Genomic DNA, 15,982 nt, shown 5'->3' on the forward strand with positions numbered 1-15,982 from the left:
GTTGTACTTCCTCAATTAAACCAGGACGTTGCACTGGCGCAGGGCCGAGCGCAGCGTTTCATGACAAGGAGCGCTCAGCCAGGTCAGCGGCAGGCGGATGCCTTGGTGCATCAGGCCCATTTCGACCAAAGCCCACTTCACCGGAATCGGGTTGGCTTCGATGAACAGGTCCTTGTGCAGCGGCATCAGTTTTTCGTTGATGGCCCGTGCGGTCTCGGCGTCGCCCTTGAGCGCAGCCTCGCACAGGTCGGCCATTTCGCGCGGGGCGACGTTGGCGGTGACGGAGATGTTGCCCTTGCCGCCCAGCAGGATCAGCTCGACGGCGGTCGGATCATCGCCGGACAGCACGATGAAGTCCTTGCTCACGCCGTCGATGATCGCCTTGGCGCGTTTCAGGTCGCCGGTCGCTTCCTTGATGCCGATGATGTTCGGCACGGTGGACAGGCGGATCACGGTCTCGGCCTGCATGTCGCAGGAGGTGCGGCCAGGAACGTTGTAAAGAATCTGTGGGATGTCGACCGCTTCGGCGATGTGCTTGAAGTGCTGGTACAGGCCTTCCTGGGTCGGCTTGTTGTAGTACGGAACGACCAGCAGGCAGGCATCGGCGCCGGCTTCCTTAGCGTTGCGGGTCAGCTCGACGGCTTCGCGGGTCGAGTTGGCGCCGGTACCGGCGATCACCGGAATGCGACCGGCAACCTGTTTGACCACGGCTTTGATGACGGCGATGTGTTCTTCTACATCAAGGGTTGCCGACTCGCCGGTGGTGCCGACCGCGACAATGGCATGGGTGCCGTTCTTGAGATGGAAGTCCACGAGTTTGCTGAGGCTGTCCCAGTCAAGACGCCCTTGTGCATCCATGGGTGTGACCAGTGCCACCATACTGCCCGCAATCATGAAACCGCTCCTGCCGGAAAAAGAGAGCGGTAATGGTACTGGCGCCAAGATGCTTGCACAAGCGAAGTACTGTGCCGCCATTCCCCTTGGCGCCGCTTTTCGCTACCCTTCAGACTTTGATCGGTACTGATCAGCTTGTACGCCGGGTTCCAGTCTCCCGTTTCGGCCTCCCAGGCCCCGTTCCAGTGTCGTTGCCGTACGCTTGCTTGTTCATGGAGCCGTAGCGCCACACGAATCGGGTCTTCCGGACAGGCATTGCCCCGGCCATCAACGCCCTCTCCCTACCGACCGCTCATCGCTTTAGGAATGCTGCATGTCCACCCCCACAGTTCGCGAACAATTCCTTGTCATCAGTGCCCTCGGCGCCAATCCCATGGAGCTGACCAACGTCCTGTGCCGCGCCAGCCATGAAAACCGCTGCGCGGTCGTCACCTCGCGCCTGACCCGCCACGGCGAGTGCAGCGCGCTGGTGCTCGAAGTCTCCGGCAGCTGGGATGCCCTGGCCCGCCTTGAGGGCAGCCTGCCGGTGCTGGCCAAGCGTCATGCGTTCACCGTCAACGTGGTGCGCAGCGCCGCCCTGGAAAATCGTCCGCAAGCCCTGCCGTACGTGGCTTACGTGTCTTCGGCATACCGTCCGGACATCATCAACGAGCTGTGCCAGTTCTTCATGGATCACAACGTCGAGCTGGAAAACCTGACCTGCGATACCTATCAGGCACCGCAGACCGGCGGCACCATGCTCAACGCTACATTCACCGTGACCCTGCCCGCCGGCACCCAGATCAGTTGGCTGCGCGACCAGTTCCTGGATTTCGCCGACGCCATGAACCTGGATGCACTGATCGAACCGTGGCGCCCACAGAACCCAATGTAAGGAAGCTTTCATGGCCGTTGTCATCGACCAACCGGTTACGGATTTCGAAGCACCTGCCACCAGCGGGCAGACTGTCAGCCTGTCGGCCCTCAAGGGCAAGCAAGTGGTGATCTACTTCTATCCGAAGGACAGCACCCCGGGCTGCACGACCGAAGGCCAGGGCTTTCGCGATCAGTACGCAGCGTTCAAGGCTGCCAACACGGAAATCTTTGGTATCTCCCGCGACAGCCTGAAGTCCCACGAGAACTTCAAGTGCAAGCAGGCGTTTCCGTTCGAGCTGATCAGCGACAAGGACGAAGCCGTCTGCCAGCTGTTCGACGTGATCAAGCTGAAAAAGCTCTATGGCAAGGAATACCTGGGCGTTGATCGCAGCACCTTCCTGATCGACAAGAACGGCGTACTGCGCCAGGAATGGCGCGGCGTGAAAGTGCCAGGACATGTCGATGCCGTGCTGGCTGCCGCTCAAGCGCTGAACAAGGCCTGATGCTGTCGGCGCCCTTGCGGGCGCCGATTCATTCTCAAAGCAGCGGCGCTACCACCGGCTCCTTGCGCGGCCAGGCATCAAGCACAGCCTTGAACAGCGTCGCCAGCGGAATCGCGAAGAACACGCCCCAGAATCCCCACAACCCGCCGAACAACAGCACCGCGCAGATGATTGCCACCGGGTGCAGGTTGACCGCCTCGGAGAACAGCAACGGCACCAGCACGTTGCCATCCAGCGTCTGAATAATGCCGTAGACCGCCATCAAATAGATGAACTGATCGCTCCAGCCCCACTGAAACAGCGCAATCAGCAGCACCGGCACGGTTACCACCACGGCGCCGACATACGGCACCACCACCGACACGCCCACCAGTAACGCCAACAGCGCTGCGTAGTTCAATCCGAGGGCGACGAACGCGATGTAGGTCACGCCCCCACAAATCACGATCTCGATGACCTTGCCGCGAATGTAGTTAGCGATCTGCCGGTTCATTTCCTCGGCGACCCGAGTGATCAGCGCCCGCTCTCGTGGCAAATAGCCGCGCACCCACTCGCCGATCATCGCCCGATCCTTGAGGAAGAAGAACACCAGGATCGGCACCAGCACCAGGTAGATCATGATGTTCACCAGCAGCGGCAGGCTCGACAACGAGAACGTCAACGCCCACTGGCCGAACTTGCCGATCTCGCCTCGCGCCGCTTCGATGGCTTGCAGCACCTGCTCGTCGGAAACCAGATGCGGATAGCGCTCCGGCAGCAACAACAGCAGCGATTGCCATTTGGCGAGCATCCCCGGCAGCTCGTTGAATAGGGTGATCAACTGATGCCAGAGCAGCGGCAGCACCACGACGATAAACACCATCAGCACGCCCATGAACAGCGCAAACACCAGACCGACCGCCGCGCCACCGGGCACGCGCAGACGTTCGAGCGTGAGCACCAGCCCCTGCATCAGGTACGCCAGCACCATCCCGGCCAGCACCGGCGCGAGCATTCCGCCCAGCGTCAGTACCGCGGTGAAGGCGAGAAACAGCAGCACCGCCAACACCACCGCCTCCTCATCGGAGAAGTAGCGCTGAATCCAGTCGCGCAACACTTTGAACATCAATTTTCCTTAGGACATTTACGCGGTCGGTTTCAGGCTTTTTTCAGCCAGTAACGGTAGACACCCGCCTCGTCTTCTTCGCACAGCAGCGTATGACCGGCCAATTTGGCAAAGGTGCGAAAGTCACGTTGCGAGCCCGCATCAGTGGCGATCACCTTGAGAACTGCGCCGCTGGGCAGCTTGTTCAGTTCCATCTTGGCCTTGAGCAACGGCAATGGACAATTCAGGCCACTGGCGTCCAGTTCACAGTCATGGGCTACAGCGTCGGTCATGCGTCACTCCGGATCAGGTGGTCAGGCTGCCTAGAATATCTGGTCGCAAGCCCGGTGTCCGGCTACAGTAAGGTCTTTGTCGACTAAGGCTTTGTGCATGACATTTCTGCGCCCTACCCTGCTGACGCTCGCTTGCCTGCTCGCCTCACCGGGCTTCGCCGACGACCTGCCGTCACTCGGTGACGCCAGCTCTGCCATCGTCTCGCCACAACAGGAATATCAACTGGGTCGCGCCTGGCTGGCATTGCTGCGCAGCCAGGTTTCGCAGCTCAACGATCCACAGCTCAAGGACTACGTCGAGTCCAGCGTCTACAAGCTGGTGGAAACCAGTCAGGTCAACGACCGACGCCTGGAGTTCATTCTGATCAACAGCCCGCAGCTCAACGCCTTTGCGGCACCGGGCGGGATTGTCGGGGTCAACGGCGGTCTGTTCCTCAACGCCCAGACCGAGGGCGAATATGCTTCGGTACTGGCCCACGAACTGGCTCACTTGTCCCAGCGCCACTTCGCCCGCGGTGTCGAGGCTTCTCAGCGGATGCAGGTGCCGATGATGGCGGCGCTGCTGGCCGGCATCGTGATCGCTGCGGCAGGCGCAGGCGATGCCGGGATTGCAGCGATTGCCGGCACCCAGGCCGCGGCGATCCAGGAGCAACGGCGTTTCTCGCGTCAGAACGAACAGGAAGCCGACCGCATCGGCATCCTAAATCTGGAGAAGGCCGGCTACGATCCGCGCTCGATGCCGACCATGTTCGAGCGCTTGATGCGCCAATACCGTTTTGACGCCAAACCGCCGGAATTCCTGCTGACTCACCCGGTCACCGAATCGCGTATTGCCGACACCCGCAACCGCGCCGAGCAGGCTAAACCCGGCGGCATCGAAGACAGCAAGCGCTATCAGTTGATCCGTGCACGGGTGCAGTTGACCTACGAAGAAACGCCCGGCCTTGGCGCCAAACGCTTCCGCGCTCAGCTGGATGAAAACCCGAAAAACGACGTGGCTCGCTACGGCCTGGCAATTGCCCAGATCAAGGGCGGCCAGCTGAACGAGGCGCGGGAGAATCTCACGCAACTGCTGGCCAAATCGCCGAACGAGATCATCTACAACCTGGCGCAGATTGATCTGGACATCACCAACAACAAGCTGGCTGATGCCCAGTCCCGGGTTGACCGGATGCTCAGTCAGTATCCTGGCAATTACCCGCTGAATCAGGTGCGCGTCGATCTGTTGCTGAAACAGAACCGCACCGCCGATGCGGAGAAGGCGCTGGAGGGTTTGTTGAAATCGCGTCCGGACGATCCGGACGTGTGGTATCAGGTCGCAGAGACTCGCGGACTGTCCGGCAACATCATTGGCCTGCATCAGGCCCGTGCCGAGTATTTCGCATTGGTCGGCGATTACCGCCAGGCGATTCAGCAACTGGATTTTGCCAAGCGTAAGGCGGGCAGCAACTTCCCGCTGTCGTCACGTATCGACGCCCGTCAGCGCGAACTGATGGAGCAAGAGCGCATGGTCAAGGACATGATGGGTTAAGCCCACGCCGAGACAAATTCCGGACGCAAAAAAACCGCCTCTTTCGAGGCGGTTCTTTTTACTTCTTAGACAACTGGATCATTCAGCCAGTTTGAAGGTGATGAAGCTGGCTCGGCCCTGACGCAGAACGCGCATCGACACCGAACGGTTCTTCGGCAGCGCCTTGGCGATCTCGGCAAACTCCTTGGAAGAACCAATGGCCTGATTGTTCAGGTGCGTGATGATGTCGCCCGGTTGCAGACCGATCAGGGCCGCAGGACCGTCCTGCACTTCCTTGATCACCACACCACCTTTGAGGTCGTAGGTTTTCTTCTGCTCGGCGGTCAGTTCGGCGACCGATACCCCCAGGCGATTGCTGTTGGTCTCGGCACCGGATTTGGGCAGCGCATCCAGCTCCTTGTCTTCGTCCGGGATGGCGCCGACTGTCAGCTCGACATTCTTGCGTTTGCCGTCGCGAATCACTTCAAGATTGGCTTTGGCACCAGCCTTCAACGCACCCACCAGATGTGGCAGGTCAGCGGACATGACGATCGGCTGACCGTTCATGCTCAGAATCACATCACCCACTTGCAGACCGCCCTTGGCAGCCGGGCCATCATCCTGAATCTGTGCAACCAGCGCACCGGCCGGTTTGTCCAGACCGAACGACTCGGCCAGATCCTTGTTCACTTCCTGGATCACGACGCCCAACCAGCCACGACTGACCTTGCCACCGTTTTTCAACTGATTGGAAACGTCCATGGCCACGTCGATCGGAATGGCGAACGATACGCCCATGAAGCCACCGGAACGGGTGTAGATCTGCGAGTTGATCCCGACCACTTCACCGTTCAGGTTGAACAACGGGCCACCGGAGTTGCCCGGGTTAATCGGTACGTCGGTCTGGATGAACGGCACGTAGTTTTCGTTCGGCAGGCTACGGCCGACGGCACTGACGATGCCTTGGGTCACGGTGTGGTCAAAGCCGAATGGCGAACCGATTGCGACCACCCACTGACCGGCTTTCAGATCCTGGGATTTGCCAAGCTTCAGCACTGGCAGATCCTTGCCTTCGATTTTCAGCAGCGCCACATCGGAGCGCGGGTCGGTGCCGATCAGCTTGGCCTTCATTTCACTGCGATCTGCCAGACGGACGAGGATTTCGTCGGCATCGGCGATCACGTGGTTATTGGTCAGAATGTAGCCATCCGGCGAAATGATGAAGCCCGAACCCAGGGATTGCGCTTCACGCTGGCGATCACCACGCGGAGAACGCTGTTGTGGCGGCATGCCGCGTTCGAAGAACTCGCGCAGCATCGGTGGCAAGCCTTCAAGGTCAGGCATCTGCTGGTTCACTTTGCGATCCGGCAGCTTTTGCGTGGTACTGATATTCACCACCGCAGGCGAGGCCTGTTCGACCAGTTGGGTGAAATCAGGCAGGCTGGCCGGGCTGACCGCTTCAGCCGCCATGGCTGCAGGAACAGCCTGACCGAGCACCAGCACCGTGGCGAAAATGGAGAGATAAGACTTCAAGCTTGGTATCGACATACAGCTCCCGTTACGACGAGCAGGGTTAAGCGATATGGAGCAAGGAACACCGGAAACCACAGGCCGGCATTTTTGTTCCGGGAACAACAAACAAGGCCAGAGCCGAGAGGCTCTGACCTATAAAAAATTTTCGGGTATTTTGCAAATGAAAATGCTCAGCAAACATTTCATGTCTCGAAGACGAAGTGGAGATCGCTGAAATCCGCTCACTGCTTGCTGGTTGCAGCGCCATCGTTGCGCATCGACAGGGCAATCCGTTCGGCGGTCCCGATTGGGATCTCACCAACCACCGTCACCATCATTTCGCCTTGAGGCGTTGTCAGGCGGCGGGATACGGCAACGGTCGGACCTAGCTGAGTCCGGGTATCGGTGACGGTTGCACCGTTTAGCGGCTCCAGGAATACAGAGAATCGGGCAAGTCCATCGTCATACATCAGGCTGTTGACCTGAGTCTTGGTCTCCGGATCCTTGTGCGAGGAACTGCTGGTGAGTTCGAAGCCGGGAGGTAACCAGTCAGAACGCCAGACCTGTGCAGCCTTGACCGCAGAAGCCTTGTCGCTGTCGAGCGTGACCGCCTTGCAATCGGAGTCGGCTTGCAGATCTTTATCGGATGGAACTCCAGAGGTATCCAGCCGCGTGAACTGGAATCTCTCGAGCAACTGCCCCTTGTCGTTCAACAGCAGCGACTTGAGCGGCAAGCCCGTTTCCTTATCCAGATGCAGTTCGAAACCGTAGCGGTGCTGATCGCGCGGTGTCAGCGCTACTATCACCGCTTCACGCCCGGCAACACGTGACTTGCCAATGACGGCAAGCTCATACCAGTTCTTGAGCTTTTGAGGATCGAGAGGGCGAGCGGCGGAATTGGGTGAATCCCCCAGGCCCGCAATCAGGGTGCCGCTGATACATTGAGTATGTCCATCAATGCGCACGACTTCCTGAGCCGATCCGTCGAGCTGAAGCAAACGTTCGCGAACCTGGCCATTCTGGACGCGATGCCAGATGTTATGGGTAGAAAAACTACCGTTACGCTCGTAAACGAATGTGCCGTGAAAGCTTTGCTGCTGCTCGGCCTGGCCCAGACGGGTCAACCAGTCCTGAGCCTCGTCGGCGTGGGCTGGAACAATGAACCAGCCGCTGAGCAGAAGCGAAAGTAGAGGTATGGCGCGCATGATCCCCCTTAACGGTTTTCCAGGCTTGCTGCACGTGCATAAGGCAGCGCGCTCTCGGTGCCTTTCAAGGCAGCCTGTTGAGCGTGTTGACGCAGGTAACCTGGCAGACGCTGATCGTGCCAGCCTGGCTGACCTTGCAATACGCCATTGGCCATTGGGCCAGTAGCTTCCGAACTCTCACTATAGCCTGCCAATACCGCCGGGCCTTTGACCTGAGGTGTGGCCAGGACTGGTTGATTGGATTGCTGAGCAAGCTCGACGCCGGCGATTTCGTCCTGGTTGTACAGACGAACACCCGCCAGTACGGCAACGGTCACCGAAGCGGCTACGGCCAGACGACCGAGGCTGCGCCATGGGCCACGAGACACTTTGGCAGGGGTGGCTTCATCTTCCAGCGCAGCAGAAACCGCCGAAGCGAGATCCAGACGTGGAAGCAACAGATCCTTGTGCATGGCTGCCCGAGCGATCTGGTAACGAGCCCAGGTTTCACGGGTTTCAACATCGTCCAGTGCATTGAGCACTCGACGCAATTCCAGTTCGTCCGCTTCGTTATCCATCACTGCGGACAGCGATTCCTGCAGGGCTTCACGACTCATGGCGTTCCTCTCTTGGCTGTCGCCGCTGTCTTTAGTTTTCCTGCAACAACGGCTGCAGGGCTTTGTCGATGGCCTCCCGGGCGCGGAAAATCCGGGAGCGCACGGTACCAACCGGACATTGCATGACGCTCGCGATGTCCTCGTAACTCAGACCATCGAATTCGCGCAAAGTTAATGCTGTGCGCAAATCCTCTGGCAGTTGCTGAATGGTTCGATGGACGGTGCCTTCGATCTCATCCCGCAGTAATGCCCGTTCAGGAGACTCGAGATCTTTCAGGCCGTGATCGCCGTCATAGAACTCTGCATCCTCGGAACTTACATCACTATCCGGCGGCCGACGGCCGCGTGAAACCAGATAGTTCTTCGCCGTGTTAATGGCGATACGGTACAGCCACGTATAAAACGCACTGTCACCGCGGAAATTTCCAAGCGCTCGATACGCCTTGATAAAGGCTTCTTGTGCGACGTCCTGGGCTTCATGGGTGTCGTGCACAAAACGCACGATCAACCCGAGAATTTTGTGCTGATACTTCAGCACCAGCAGATCGAAAGCTCGCTTGTCGCCACGCTGAACGCGTTCGACCAGCTGCTGATCCTCTTCCTGGGTTAGCATGAACACTCCTCGATAAACTCGAAGGAGGCTTGCATGACCAAACGACCGGACTTGCAAACATAGACTCGGGCTTTTCGCAAAAGTTCTCCCCCTCCAAGCAAGTTTCCTGCGGGCTCTGATTTGGCACGCACGAAAAACGCAGCGCGGGATGAACCGGCTGCGCGAATAATCTTGTCATCGGCTCGCCGGCAAGAACCCAATCGCAGGTTCCGCATTGAAGCCGACACTGTCCCTTGTTTCGGGCAACGGTCTATTGATCTTGGGCCTCTGGCAAAAGTTCCAAATATTTATAGACGCGTCGCGCCGACACTGTGCAACCGTGAGAGGAAAAAGCCTGTTTCATCTGCGATACAGTCGCTTTTTCCCAACACCACCGAAAAAACTTCCGACAAAGCGTTCGTATTTTTCCATCACGGTAGTCTCACAATGCCATATCGGCCCGGCTATTGTGCCGCCCCACCCCTCTATATACTAGTGGGCTGTGTGGCTGTCTGGACTCGCCCATCCGCCTGTCCTGCGCCAACCCCGACCCGGGTCGCTTTGAGCGGAATCCTGAAATGAGCCAACAGTTTCAACACGATGTTCTGGTGATCGGCAGCGGCGCTGCCGGTTTGAGTCTCGCGCTGACCCTGCCCGGTCACTTGCGCATCGCCGTCCTGAGCAAAGGCGATCTCGCCAACGGCTCGACCTATTGGGCGCAAGGTGGCGTCGCGGCCGTGCTGGATGACACCGACACCGTCGAATCCCATGTCGATGACACCTTGAATGCCGGCGGCGGACTGTGCCACGAAGACGCGGTGCGTTTCACCGTAGAGCACAGTAAAGAAGCGATCCAGTGGCTGATCGACCAAGGCGTGCCGTTCACGCGAGACGAACAGTCCGGTACTGAAGACGGCGGCTTCGAATTCCACCTGACCCGCGAAGGCGGCCACAGCCACCGACGAATCATCCACGCCGCCGACGCCACCGGCGCCGCGATCTTCACGACCCTGCTGGCTCAAGCCAAAGAGCGGCCGAACATCGAACTGCTGGAACAGCGAGTGGCGGTCGACCTGATCACCGAGCGTCGACTGGGGCTGGAAGGCGAACGCTGCCTAGGTGCCTATGTGCTCAACCGTACAAGCGGGGAAGTCGACACCTTCGGAGCACGCTTCGTAATTCTGGCGTCCGGCGGTGCAGCCAAAGTCTATCTCTATACGAGCAACCCCGACGGGGCCTGTGGTGATGGCATCGCCATGGCCTGGCGTTCGGGCTGCCGGGTGGCGAACCTGGAGTTCAACCAGTTCCACCCCACTTGCCTCTATCACCCGCAAGCCAAGAGTTTTTTGGTAACCGAAGCCCTGCGCGGCGAAGGCGCCCATTTGAAGCTGCCGAACGGCGAGCGCTTCATGCAACGCTTCGACCCGCGCGCCGAACTGGCGCCACGGGACATCGTCGCCCGCGCCATCGACCACGAAATGAAGCGTCTGGGCGTCGATTGCGTCTATCTCGACATCAGCCACAAACCCGAAGCGTTCATCAAGACGCACTTCCCGACCGTCTACGAGCGCTGCCTCGGATTCGGCATCGACATCACCAAACAACCGATCCCGGTCGTACCGGCCGCGCACTATACCTGCGGCGGCGTGATGGTCGACCAGCAGGGCCGCACCGACGTACCCGGTCTGTACGCCATCGGCGAAACCAGCTTCACCGGCCTGCACGGGGCCAACCGCATGGCCAGCAACTCGCTGCTCGAATGCTTCGTCTACGCCCGCTCGGCAGCGGCGGATATTCTCGAGCAACTGCCCGACGTTGCGATCCCGCGCGCGCTGCCCGCCTGGGACGCCAGCCAGGTGACTGACTCCGATGAAGACGTGATCATCGCCCACAACTGGGACGAATTACGGCGTTTCATGTGGGACTATGTGGGCATCGTGCGCACCAACAAGCGCCTGCAACGGGCACAGCATCGGGTGCGTCTGCTGCTGGACGAAATCGACGAGTTCTACAGCAACTATAAAGTCAGCCGTGACCTGATCGAGTTGCGCAACCTGGCGCAGGTAGCGGAGCTGATGATCCGCTCGGCCATGGAGCGCAAGGAGAGCCGAGGTCTGCATTACACCCTCGACTACCCGGACCTGCTGCCCGAAGCGCTCGACACTATTCTGGTGCCGCCCACCTACGTCGGCTGAACTTCAGGCGAACCCGCAGGCGTCGGTGCAGATCCGCCGCCTGCGCATCCCGCGGCACACAGATCGACCTGACCCGCCGCTCACCGCGCAATCGAAAGCGCAGCACCACGATCAGTGGCAGCGCCAGGCTGTCCGGACGCAATTGCACCGCTTGCCAGCCATCGGCCCGGTTCCACAATTGCCAGCCATCGGCGTCCCGGCGCAATCGGCAAAATGCCTTGGAATGACTCAACAGGATCTGCCGCGGCAACACCCACGCCGCATGGCCGAGACACGCGAATGCCCCGAGCAGAGAAGCCCAGAACGGAATCGACAATATAAGCAGAGTACCCAGCGCGAATGCCTGGGCCAGCAGATACGCCGCCAGCAACTGCCGTGAGGCATGCCAGCGGCATTCGAACGTGTTACTTGGGCTGGACACGATCCAGAATCATGCGAACCATGCGTTGCAGCTCGGGATCTTCCGATTCGCTGCGCTCCATGAACCAGCCGAACATGTCCTGATCCTCGCACTCGAGCAGGCGGACATAGAGCGCGCGATCCACCTCGTTCAGATTGGCGTAGACCTCTTTCACGAACGGCACCAGCAACACGTCGAGTTCCAGCATGCCGCGACGGCTGTGCCAAAAGAGGCGATTCAGTTCAACTTGTTCGACCATGGAGCCCTCCTCAAATAGGCCGCAAGTATACAGGCCCGAAGCGGCCCGAACAGTCGGCTTTGGTCGGGCACCATCGATCCTTTATGAACTACCCATTTCAACACCACCCCCTTATGATGTGCCCCAGTCTATTTACCCTGCGATGACCCATGGCCGATTCTGCTTTTTTCTGCACCCTGTCTCATGAAGGCGTTCTCGCGGTCCGCGGCGCGGATGCCGGCAAATTCCTGCAAGGCCAGCTGACCTGCAACATCAATTACCTGAGCGAAACCCAGGCCAGCCTCGGCGCCCGCTGCACGCAGAAAGGCCGAATGCAGTCGAGTTTCCGCATCGTGCTTGAAGGCGACGGTGTGCTGCTGGCGATGGCCGTCGAGCTGCTGGAGCCACAACTGGCGGACCTGAAAAAGTACGCGGTGTTCTCCAAATCGAAACTGACCGACGAAAGCGCCTCATGGGTGCGTTTCGGCCTCGATCATGGCGATACGGCGCTGAGCAACCTGGGTCTGGAACTACCGGCAGAAGCCGACAGCGTGGCCCGCCACGAAGGGCTGATCGCGATTCGCGTCTCCCCTGACCGTGCCGAACTCTGGGTGCCCGCCGATCAGGCCGAGCCCGTCAAAGGCAAACTGTCCGCGCAGTTGAGCGAAGGCGAACTCAATCAATGGCTGCTGGGCCAGATCCGCGCCGGTATCGGTCAGGTCATGCCGTCCACCCGTGAGCTGTTCATCCCGCAGATGCTCAATCTCCAGGCCGTCGGCGGCGTGAGCTTCAAGAAAGGCTGTTACACCGGCCAGGAAATCGTCGCGCGCATGCAGTACCTGGGCAAACTCAAGCGCCGTCTGTACCGCGTGCAACTGGACGCCAGTGAATTGCCGGAGCCCGGCACCCCGCTGTTCGCCCCGAGCCACGGCAGTTCCATCGGCGAAGTGGTGCTGGCCGCCCACAGCGAAAAGAATATTGAACTGCTGGCGGTGTTGCAGGCCGAAGCTGCCGAAGCGGGCGACTTGCATCTGGGCTCGGCCGAAGGTCCGGCGCTGCACTTGCTCGACCTGCCATACGAACTGGATCGCGACCGCGAAATCCAGCGCTGATCGCAGCATTTGTTGCAACACCCTAGAGAAACGACATGAGTGAGCTGGCGGATAAGGTCCAACAGGATTTGGTTGAGGCCATCGATAACGATGACCTGGTTCTGCCAACGTTACCGGAAGTGGCCCTGCAGATTCGCAAGGCCGCCGAAGATCCGGACATCAGCGTCAGCGACCTGAGCAAAGTGATCGGCCGCGACACGGCGCTGTCGGCGCGCCTGATCAAAGTGGTCAACAGCCCGCTGTTGCGCGCGACTCAGGAAGTCACCGACCTGCACACCGCCATCACCCGGCTGGGCGTCAACTACAGCAGCAACCTGGCGATCGGTCTGGTGATGGAGCAGATCTTCCACGCCCGCTCCGACGTGGTCGAACAGAAGATGCGCGAAGTCTGGCGCAAGAGCCTGGAAATCGCCGGCGTCAGCTACGCCCTGTGCCGCCGCCACACTCAGCTCAAGCCCGATCAGGCCGCGCTCGGCGGACTGGTTCATCAGATCGGCGTACTGCCGATCCTGACCTATGCCGAAGACCACTACGAATTGCTGTCCGATCCAGTCAGCCTCAACCATGTGATCGACCACATTCACCCGTTGCTTGGCGACAAATTGCTGCGGGTCTGGGAATTTCCCGAGCGTCTGGTGGAGTTGCCGGGGTTGTATCAGGACCTCAAGCGCGAATCGCAGCAGATCGATTACGTCGACATCGTGCAAGTGGCCAGCCTGTATTGCCACAAGGACACCGACCATCCGCTGGCGCGCATCGATCCGTTCAGCGTGCCGGCGTTCCGCAAACTCGGCATCGACCCGGACAACAAGGCGTTGTGCGCCGATCTGGAAGAATCGCGGTCGATGTTCTATTGATCAACCGGCGATAAAACTCACCCGCACCTTCAAACCTGCCTGCTCACCATCATGCAGACTGATCTGCGCCAGATGCGCGCGGCAGATTTCCCCGACAATGGCCAACCCCAGCCCCGAACCGGCGACCTGCTGGTTACGCCGGTAAAAGCGTTCGAACACCCGATCCCGCTCTTCCAGTGGAATGCCCGGCCCATCGTCTTCAACCTCCAGCACCGCCGGCGCCGTGACCCGCAGAATCACGTTGCCACCCGGTGGCGTGTGGGCCAGCGCGTTGTCCACCAGATTGCTCAGCAATTCGTTGAGCAATGTCGGCTCGCCGCGCAGCCAAACCGGCTCGTCCGCCTCCAGCGCCAAGGCGACCCCGCGAGCGTGGGCCAACGGCGCCATGGCCATGCCCAGTTCGCGGGCCAACTGACTCAGATCGAGCAACTGCGCACCGCCCTCGGCGATCGCCCGGGCGCCGTTTTCTACCCGGGCCAGCGACAGCAACTGGTTGGCCAAATGGGTCAGGCGATCCGTGCTATGTGCCGAGGACTCCAGCGTGTCACGCCAGGTCTGCGGCTCGTTTGAACGCAGGCCCAACTCAAGACGCGCCTTGAGCGCCGCCAGTGGCGTGCGCAGTTCGTGGGCCGCATCGGCGATGAATTGCGCCTGGCGCTCGAACTGGCCGCGCAAACGCTCGGTAAAGTGATTGAGCGCCTGTACCAGTGGCCACAACTCGTGTTGCACTTCGACCAACGGCAACGGACGCAGGTCATCGGGCTGACGCTCTTCCACTGCCGTGCGCAGACGTTCGATCGGCCGCAGCGCGGCACTCACCGCAAACCACACCAGCAACAACGCGCCAATCGCCAACATGCCCAGCCGCAGCAAGGTATCGGCGGCCAGACTGCGGGCCATGCTGACGCGCGCCTCATCGGTTTCAGCAACGCGGATTTCCGCCATACCGTTCATGTTCGGCTCGCTGACCGCTTTGAGCAGACTCACCACACGCACGTTCTGCCCCTGATACTTCGCGTCGTAAAAGCGCGCCAGGGCGGGATAACTGTCGGTTCTCGGCGTGCCGGGCGGCGGGCCCGGCAGGTTTTCATAGCCGGAAATCAACTTCTGGTTGATGTCATTGACCTGGTAATAGATGCGACCCGCACTGTCGTAAGCAAACGTATCGAGCGCCACATAAGGCACGTCGGCACTGAGACTGCCATCGCGCTGCGACAGACCGGCGGCGATGGTCCGCGCCGAGGCCAGCAGCGTGCGGTCGTAGGCGGTGTCGGCGGCTTCGCGACCGTTCCAGTAGGCGCTCAATCCACTGGCGAGCATCAACACCACCAGCAACAGCGCGAGGTTCCACAGCAACCGCCAGCGCAGGCTGCTGGGCTTATGCATCGCGGCTTTCCAGCAGATAGCCCAGGCCCCGAAAGGTCACGATGGCCACCGAATGACCGTCGAGCTTCTTGCGCAGGCGATGCACGTAGATTTCGATAGCGTCGGGGCTTGCCTCTTCGTCGAGACCGAACACCTGCGCAGCCAGTTGTTCCTTGCTCATCACCCGCCCCGGACGGGCAATCAGCGCTTCGAGCACTGCCTGTTCGCGAGAGGTCAACGTCAGCAATTCTTCGCCGAGGGTAAAGCGTCGAGTGTCGAGGTCATAGGCCAGCACACCGCAACGCTGCTGACGTTCGCCACCGAGCACGCTACGGCGCAGCAGCGCCTTGACCCGCGCCTCCAGCTCGGTGAGCTCAAACGGCTTGGCCAGGTAATCATCGGCGCCGAGATTGAGCCCATGGACCCGATCCTTGACGTCGCTGCGGGCGGTCAGCATCAGCACCGGCAGGTTCTTGCCCCGGGCCCGCAGGCGCGCCAGCACTTCAAAGCCGTCCATGCGCGGCAGGCCGACATCGAGGATCGCCACCGCGTATTCCTCGCTGCCCAGGGCCAGGTCGGCAGCCACGCCATCGTGCAACACATCCACGGTCAGACCGGTGCTCTTGAGCGCCTGGGCGACGCTTTCGGCCAGCGGCAAATGGTCTTCGACGAGCAGGACACGCATGGATCTCTACCTCATTCAGGGATGGCCGACGCCATTCTTTGCGGCGGAGTTTACAGCCGCAACCGCCACTGTGAAGCCCGAAAACA

General features: G+C 60.2%; 17 protein-coding genes. 6 read left to right on the forward strand and 11 right to left on the reverse strand.

The window, feature by feature from the left end; translation table 11 throughout:
* Window positions 1-15: 15 nt before the first annotated feature.
* On the reverse strand, window positions 16-894 hold the full coding sequence (gene dapA / locus ACKJSM_RS12510) for a 4-hydroxy-tetrahydrodipicolinate synthase (protein ID WP_007958015.1): 879 nt from the start codon (window positions 892-894) through the stop codon (window positions 16-18).
* Between the two features lie 313 nt (window positions 895-1,207).
* On the opposite strand from dapA, the gene ACKJSM_RS12515 reads away from it, so the two are divergent.
* Both ACKJSM_RS12515 and ACKJSM_RS12520 read left to right on the forward strand, forming a co-directional pair.
* Complete coding sequence (locus ACKJSM_RS12515; protein ID WP_007958014.1) at window positions 1,208-1,768, forward strand: glycine cleavage system protein R; 561 nt, start codon at window positions 1,208-1,210, stop codon at window positions 1,766-1,768.
* A 10-nt stretch (window positions 1,769-1,778) separates the two neighbouring features.
* A complete protein-coding gene (locus ACKJSM_RS12520) occupies window positions 1,779-2,252 on the forward strand; it encodes a peroxiredoxin (protein WP_236180846.1) in 474 nt (157 codons plus the stop codon).
* A gap of 34 nt (window positions 2,253-2,286) precedes the next feature.
* On the opposite strand, the gene ACKJSM_RS12525 is transcribed toward ACKJSM_RS12520, so the two are convergent.
* Window positions 2,287-3,357, reverse strand: a complete 1,071-nt coding sequence (locus ACKJSM_RS12525) for an AI-2E family transporter (RefSeq protein ID WP_039772670.1) — start codon at window positions 3,355-3,357, stop codon at window positions 2,287-2,289.
* A gap of 32 nt (window positions 3,358-3,389) precedes the next feature.
* Window positions 3,390-3,629 (reverse strand): sulfurtransferase TusA family protein, encoded by a 240-nt coding sequence (locus ACKJSM_RS12530; protein WP_236180848.1) that lies wholly within the window; start codon window positions 3,627-3,629, stop codon window positions 3,390-3,392.
* A 97-nt stretch (window positions 3,630-3,726) separates the two neighbouring features.
* Between ACKJSM_RS12530 and ACKJSM_RS12535 the strand changes: the two genes are divergently transcribed.
* Window positions 3,727-5,160: a M48 family metalloprotease gene (locus ACKJSM_RS12535; RefSeq protein ID WP_339485348.1), complete on the forward strand. Its 1,434-nt coding sequence runs from the start codon at window positions 3,727-3,729 to the stop codon at window positions 5,158-5,160.
* Window positions 5,161-5,238: 78 nt separating this feature from the next.
* Here the strand turns inward: ACKJSM_RS12535 and ACKJSM_RS12540 are convergent, their stop codons facing one another.
* From ACKJSM_RS12540 to rpoE, 4 genes are all read right to left on the reverse strand, one after another.
* Complete coding sequence (locus ACKJSM_RS12540; RefSeq protein WP_236181085.1) at window positions 5,239-6,609, reverse strand: DegQ family serine endoprotease; 1,371 nt, start codon at window positions 6,607-6,609, stop codon at window positions 5,239-5,241.
* Window positions 6,610-6,893: 284 nt separating this feature from the next.
* Window positions 6,894-7,856: a MucB/RseB C-terminal domain-containing protein gene (locus tag ACKJSM_RS12545; RefSeq protein WP_339485350.1), complete on the reverse strand. Its 963-nt coding sequence runs from the start codon at window positions 7,854-7,856 to the stop codon at window positions 6,894-6,896.
* Between the two features lie 8 nt (window positions 7,857-7,864).
* Window positions 7,865-8,452, reverse strand: a complete 588-nt coding sequence (locus ACKJSM_RS12550) for a sigma-E factor negative regulatory protein (RefSeq protein ID WP_236180853.1) — start codon at window positions 8,450-8,452, stop codon at window positions 7,865-7,867.
* A gap of 31 nt (window positions 8,453-8,483) precedes the next feature.
* Window positions 8,484-9,065, reverse strand: a complete 582-nt coding sequence (gene rpoE / locus ACKJSM_RS12555) for an RNA polymerase sigma factor RpoE (protein ID WP_003172477.1) — start codon at window positions 9,063-9,065, stop codon at window positions 8,484-8,486.
* A 557-nt stretch (window positions 9,066-9,622) separates the two neighbouring features.
* Between rpoE and nadB the strand changes: the two genes are divergently transcribed.
* On the forward strand, window positions 9,623-11,239 hold the full coding sequence (gene nadB, locus ACKJSM_RS12560; RefSeq protein WP_236180855.1) for an L-aspartate oxidase: 1,617 nt from the start codon (window positions 9,623-9,625) through the stop codon (window positions 11,237-11,239).
* Here nadB and ACKJSM_RS12565 read toward each other — a convergent pair.
* Both ACKJSM_RS12565 and ACKJSM_RS12570 read right to left on the reverse strand, forming a co-directional pair.
* A complete protein-coding gene (locus tag ACKJSM_RS12565; protein WP_236180857.1) occupies window positions 11,208-11,660 on the reverse strand; it encodes a protein YgfX in 453 nt (150 codons plus the stop codon). The two genes, nadB and ACKJSM_RS12565, sit on opposite strands and share 32 nt — an antisense overlap.
* The gene (locus ACKJSM_RS12570; RefSeq protein WP_007957989.1) at window positions 11,644-11,898 is read right to left on the reverse strand and encodes a succinate dehydrogenase assembly factor 2; all 255 of its coding nucleotides are present in this window, start codon (window positions 11,896-11,898) and stop codon (window positions 11,644-11,646) included. Before ACKJSM_RS12570 ends, ACKJSM_RS12565 begins: the two co-directional genes overlap by 17 nt.
* A 149-nt stretch (window positions 11,899-12,047) precedes the next feature.
* Here ACKJSM_RS12570 and ACKJSM_RS12575 point away from each other — a divergent pair, with 149 nt between their 5' ends.
* Both ACKJSM_RS12575 and ACKJSM_RS12580 read left to right on the forward strand, forming a co-directional pair.
* Complete coding sequence (locus ACKJSM_RS12575) at window positions 12,048-12,989, forward strand: YgfZ/GcvT domain-containing protein (RefSeq protein ID WP_236180859.1); 942 nt, start codon at window positions 12,048-12,050, stop codon at window positions 12,987-12,989.
* 35 nt (window positions 12,990-13,024) lie between these two features.
* Entirely contained in the window at window positions 13,025-13,846 is an 822-nt protein-coding gene (locus ACKJSM_RS12580) for an HDOD domain-containing protein (RefSeq protein WP_236180861.1), read from the forward strand.
* Here the strand turns inward: ACKJSM_RS12580 and ACKJSM_RS12585 are convergent, their stop codons facing one another.
* Window positions 13,847-15,232 carry a sensor histidine kinase gene (locus tag ACKJSM_RS12585; RefSeq protein ID WP_410237653.1) on the reverse strand — a complete coding sequence of 462 codons (1,386 nt, stop codon included), beginning with the start codon at window positions 15,230-15,232 and terminating at the stop codon, window positions 13,847-13,849.
* Entirely contained in the window at window positions 15,225-15,896 is a 672-nt protein-coding gene (locus ACKJSM_RS12590) for a response regulator (RefSeq protein WP_085683189.1), read from the reverse strand. The genes ACKJSM_RS12585 and ACKJSM_RS12590 overlap by 8 nt, the downstream gene beginning before the upstream one ends.
* Between the last annotated feature and the right edge of the window lie 86 nt (window positions 15,897-15,982).

The sequence above is a fragment of the Pseudomonas sp. PHC1 genome (genome assembly GCF_046487845.1).
Taxonomy (GTDB): Bacteria; Pseudomonadota; Gammaproteobacteria; order Pseudomonadales; family Pseudomonadaceae; genus Aquipseudomonas; species Aquipseudomonas sputi.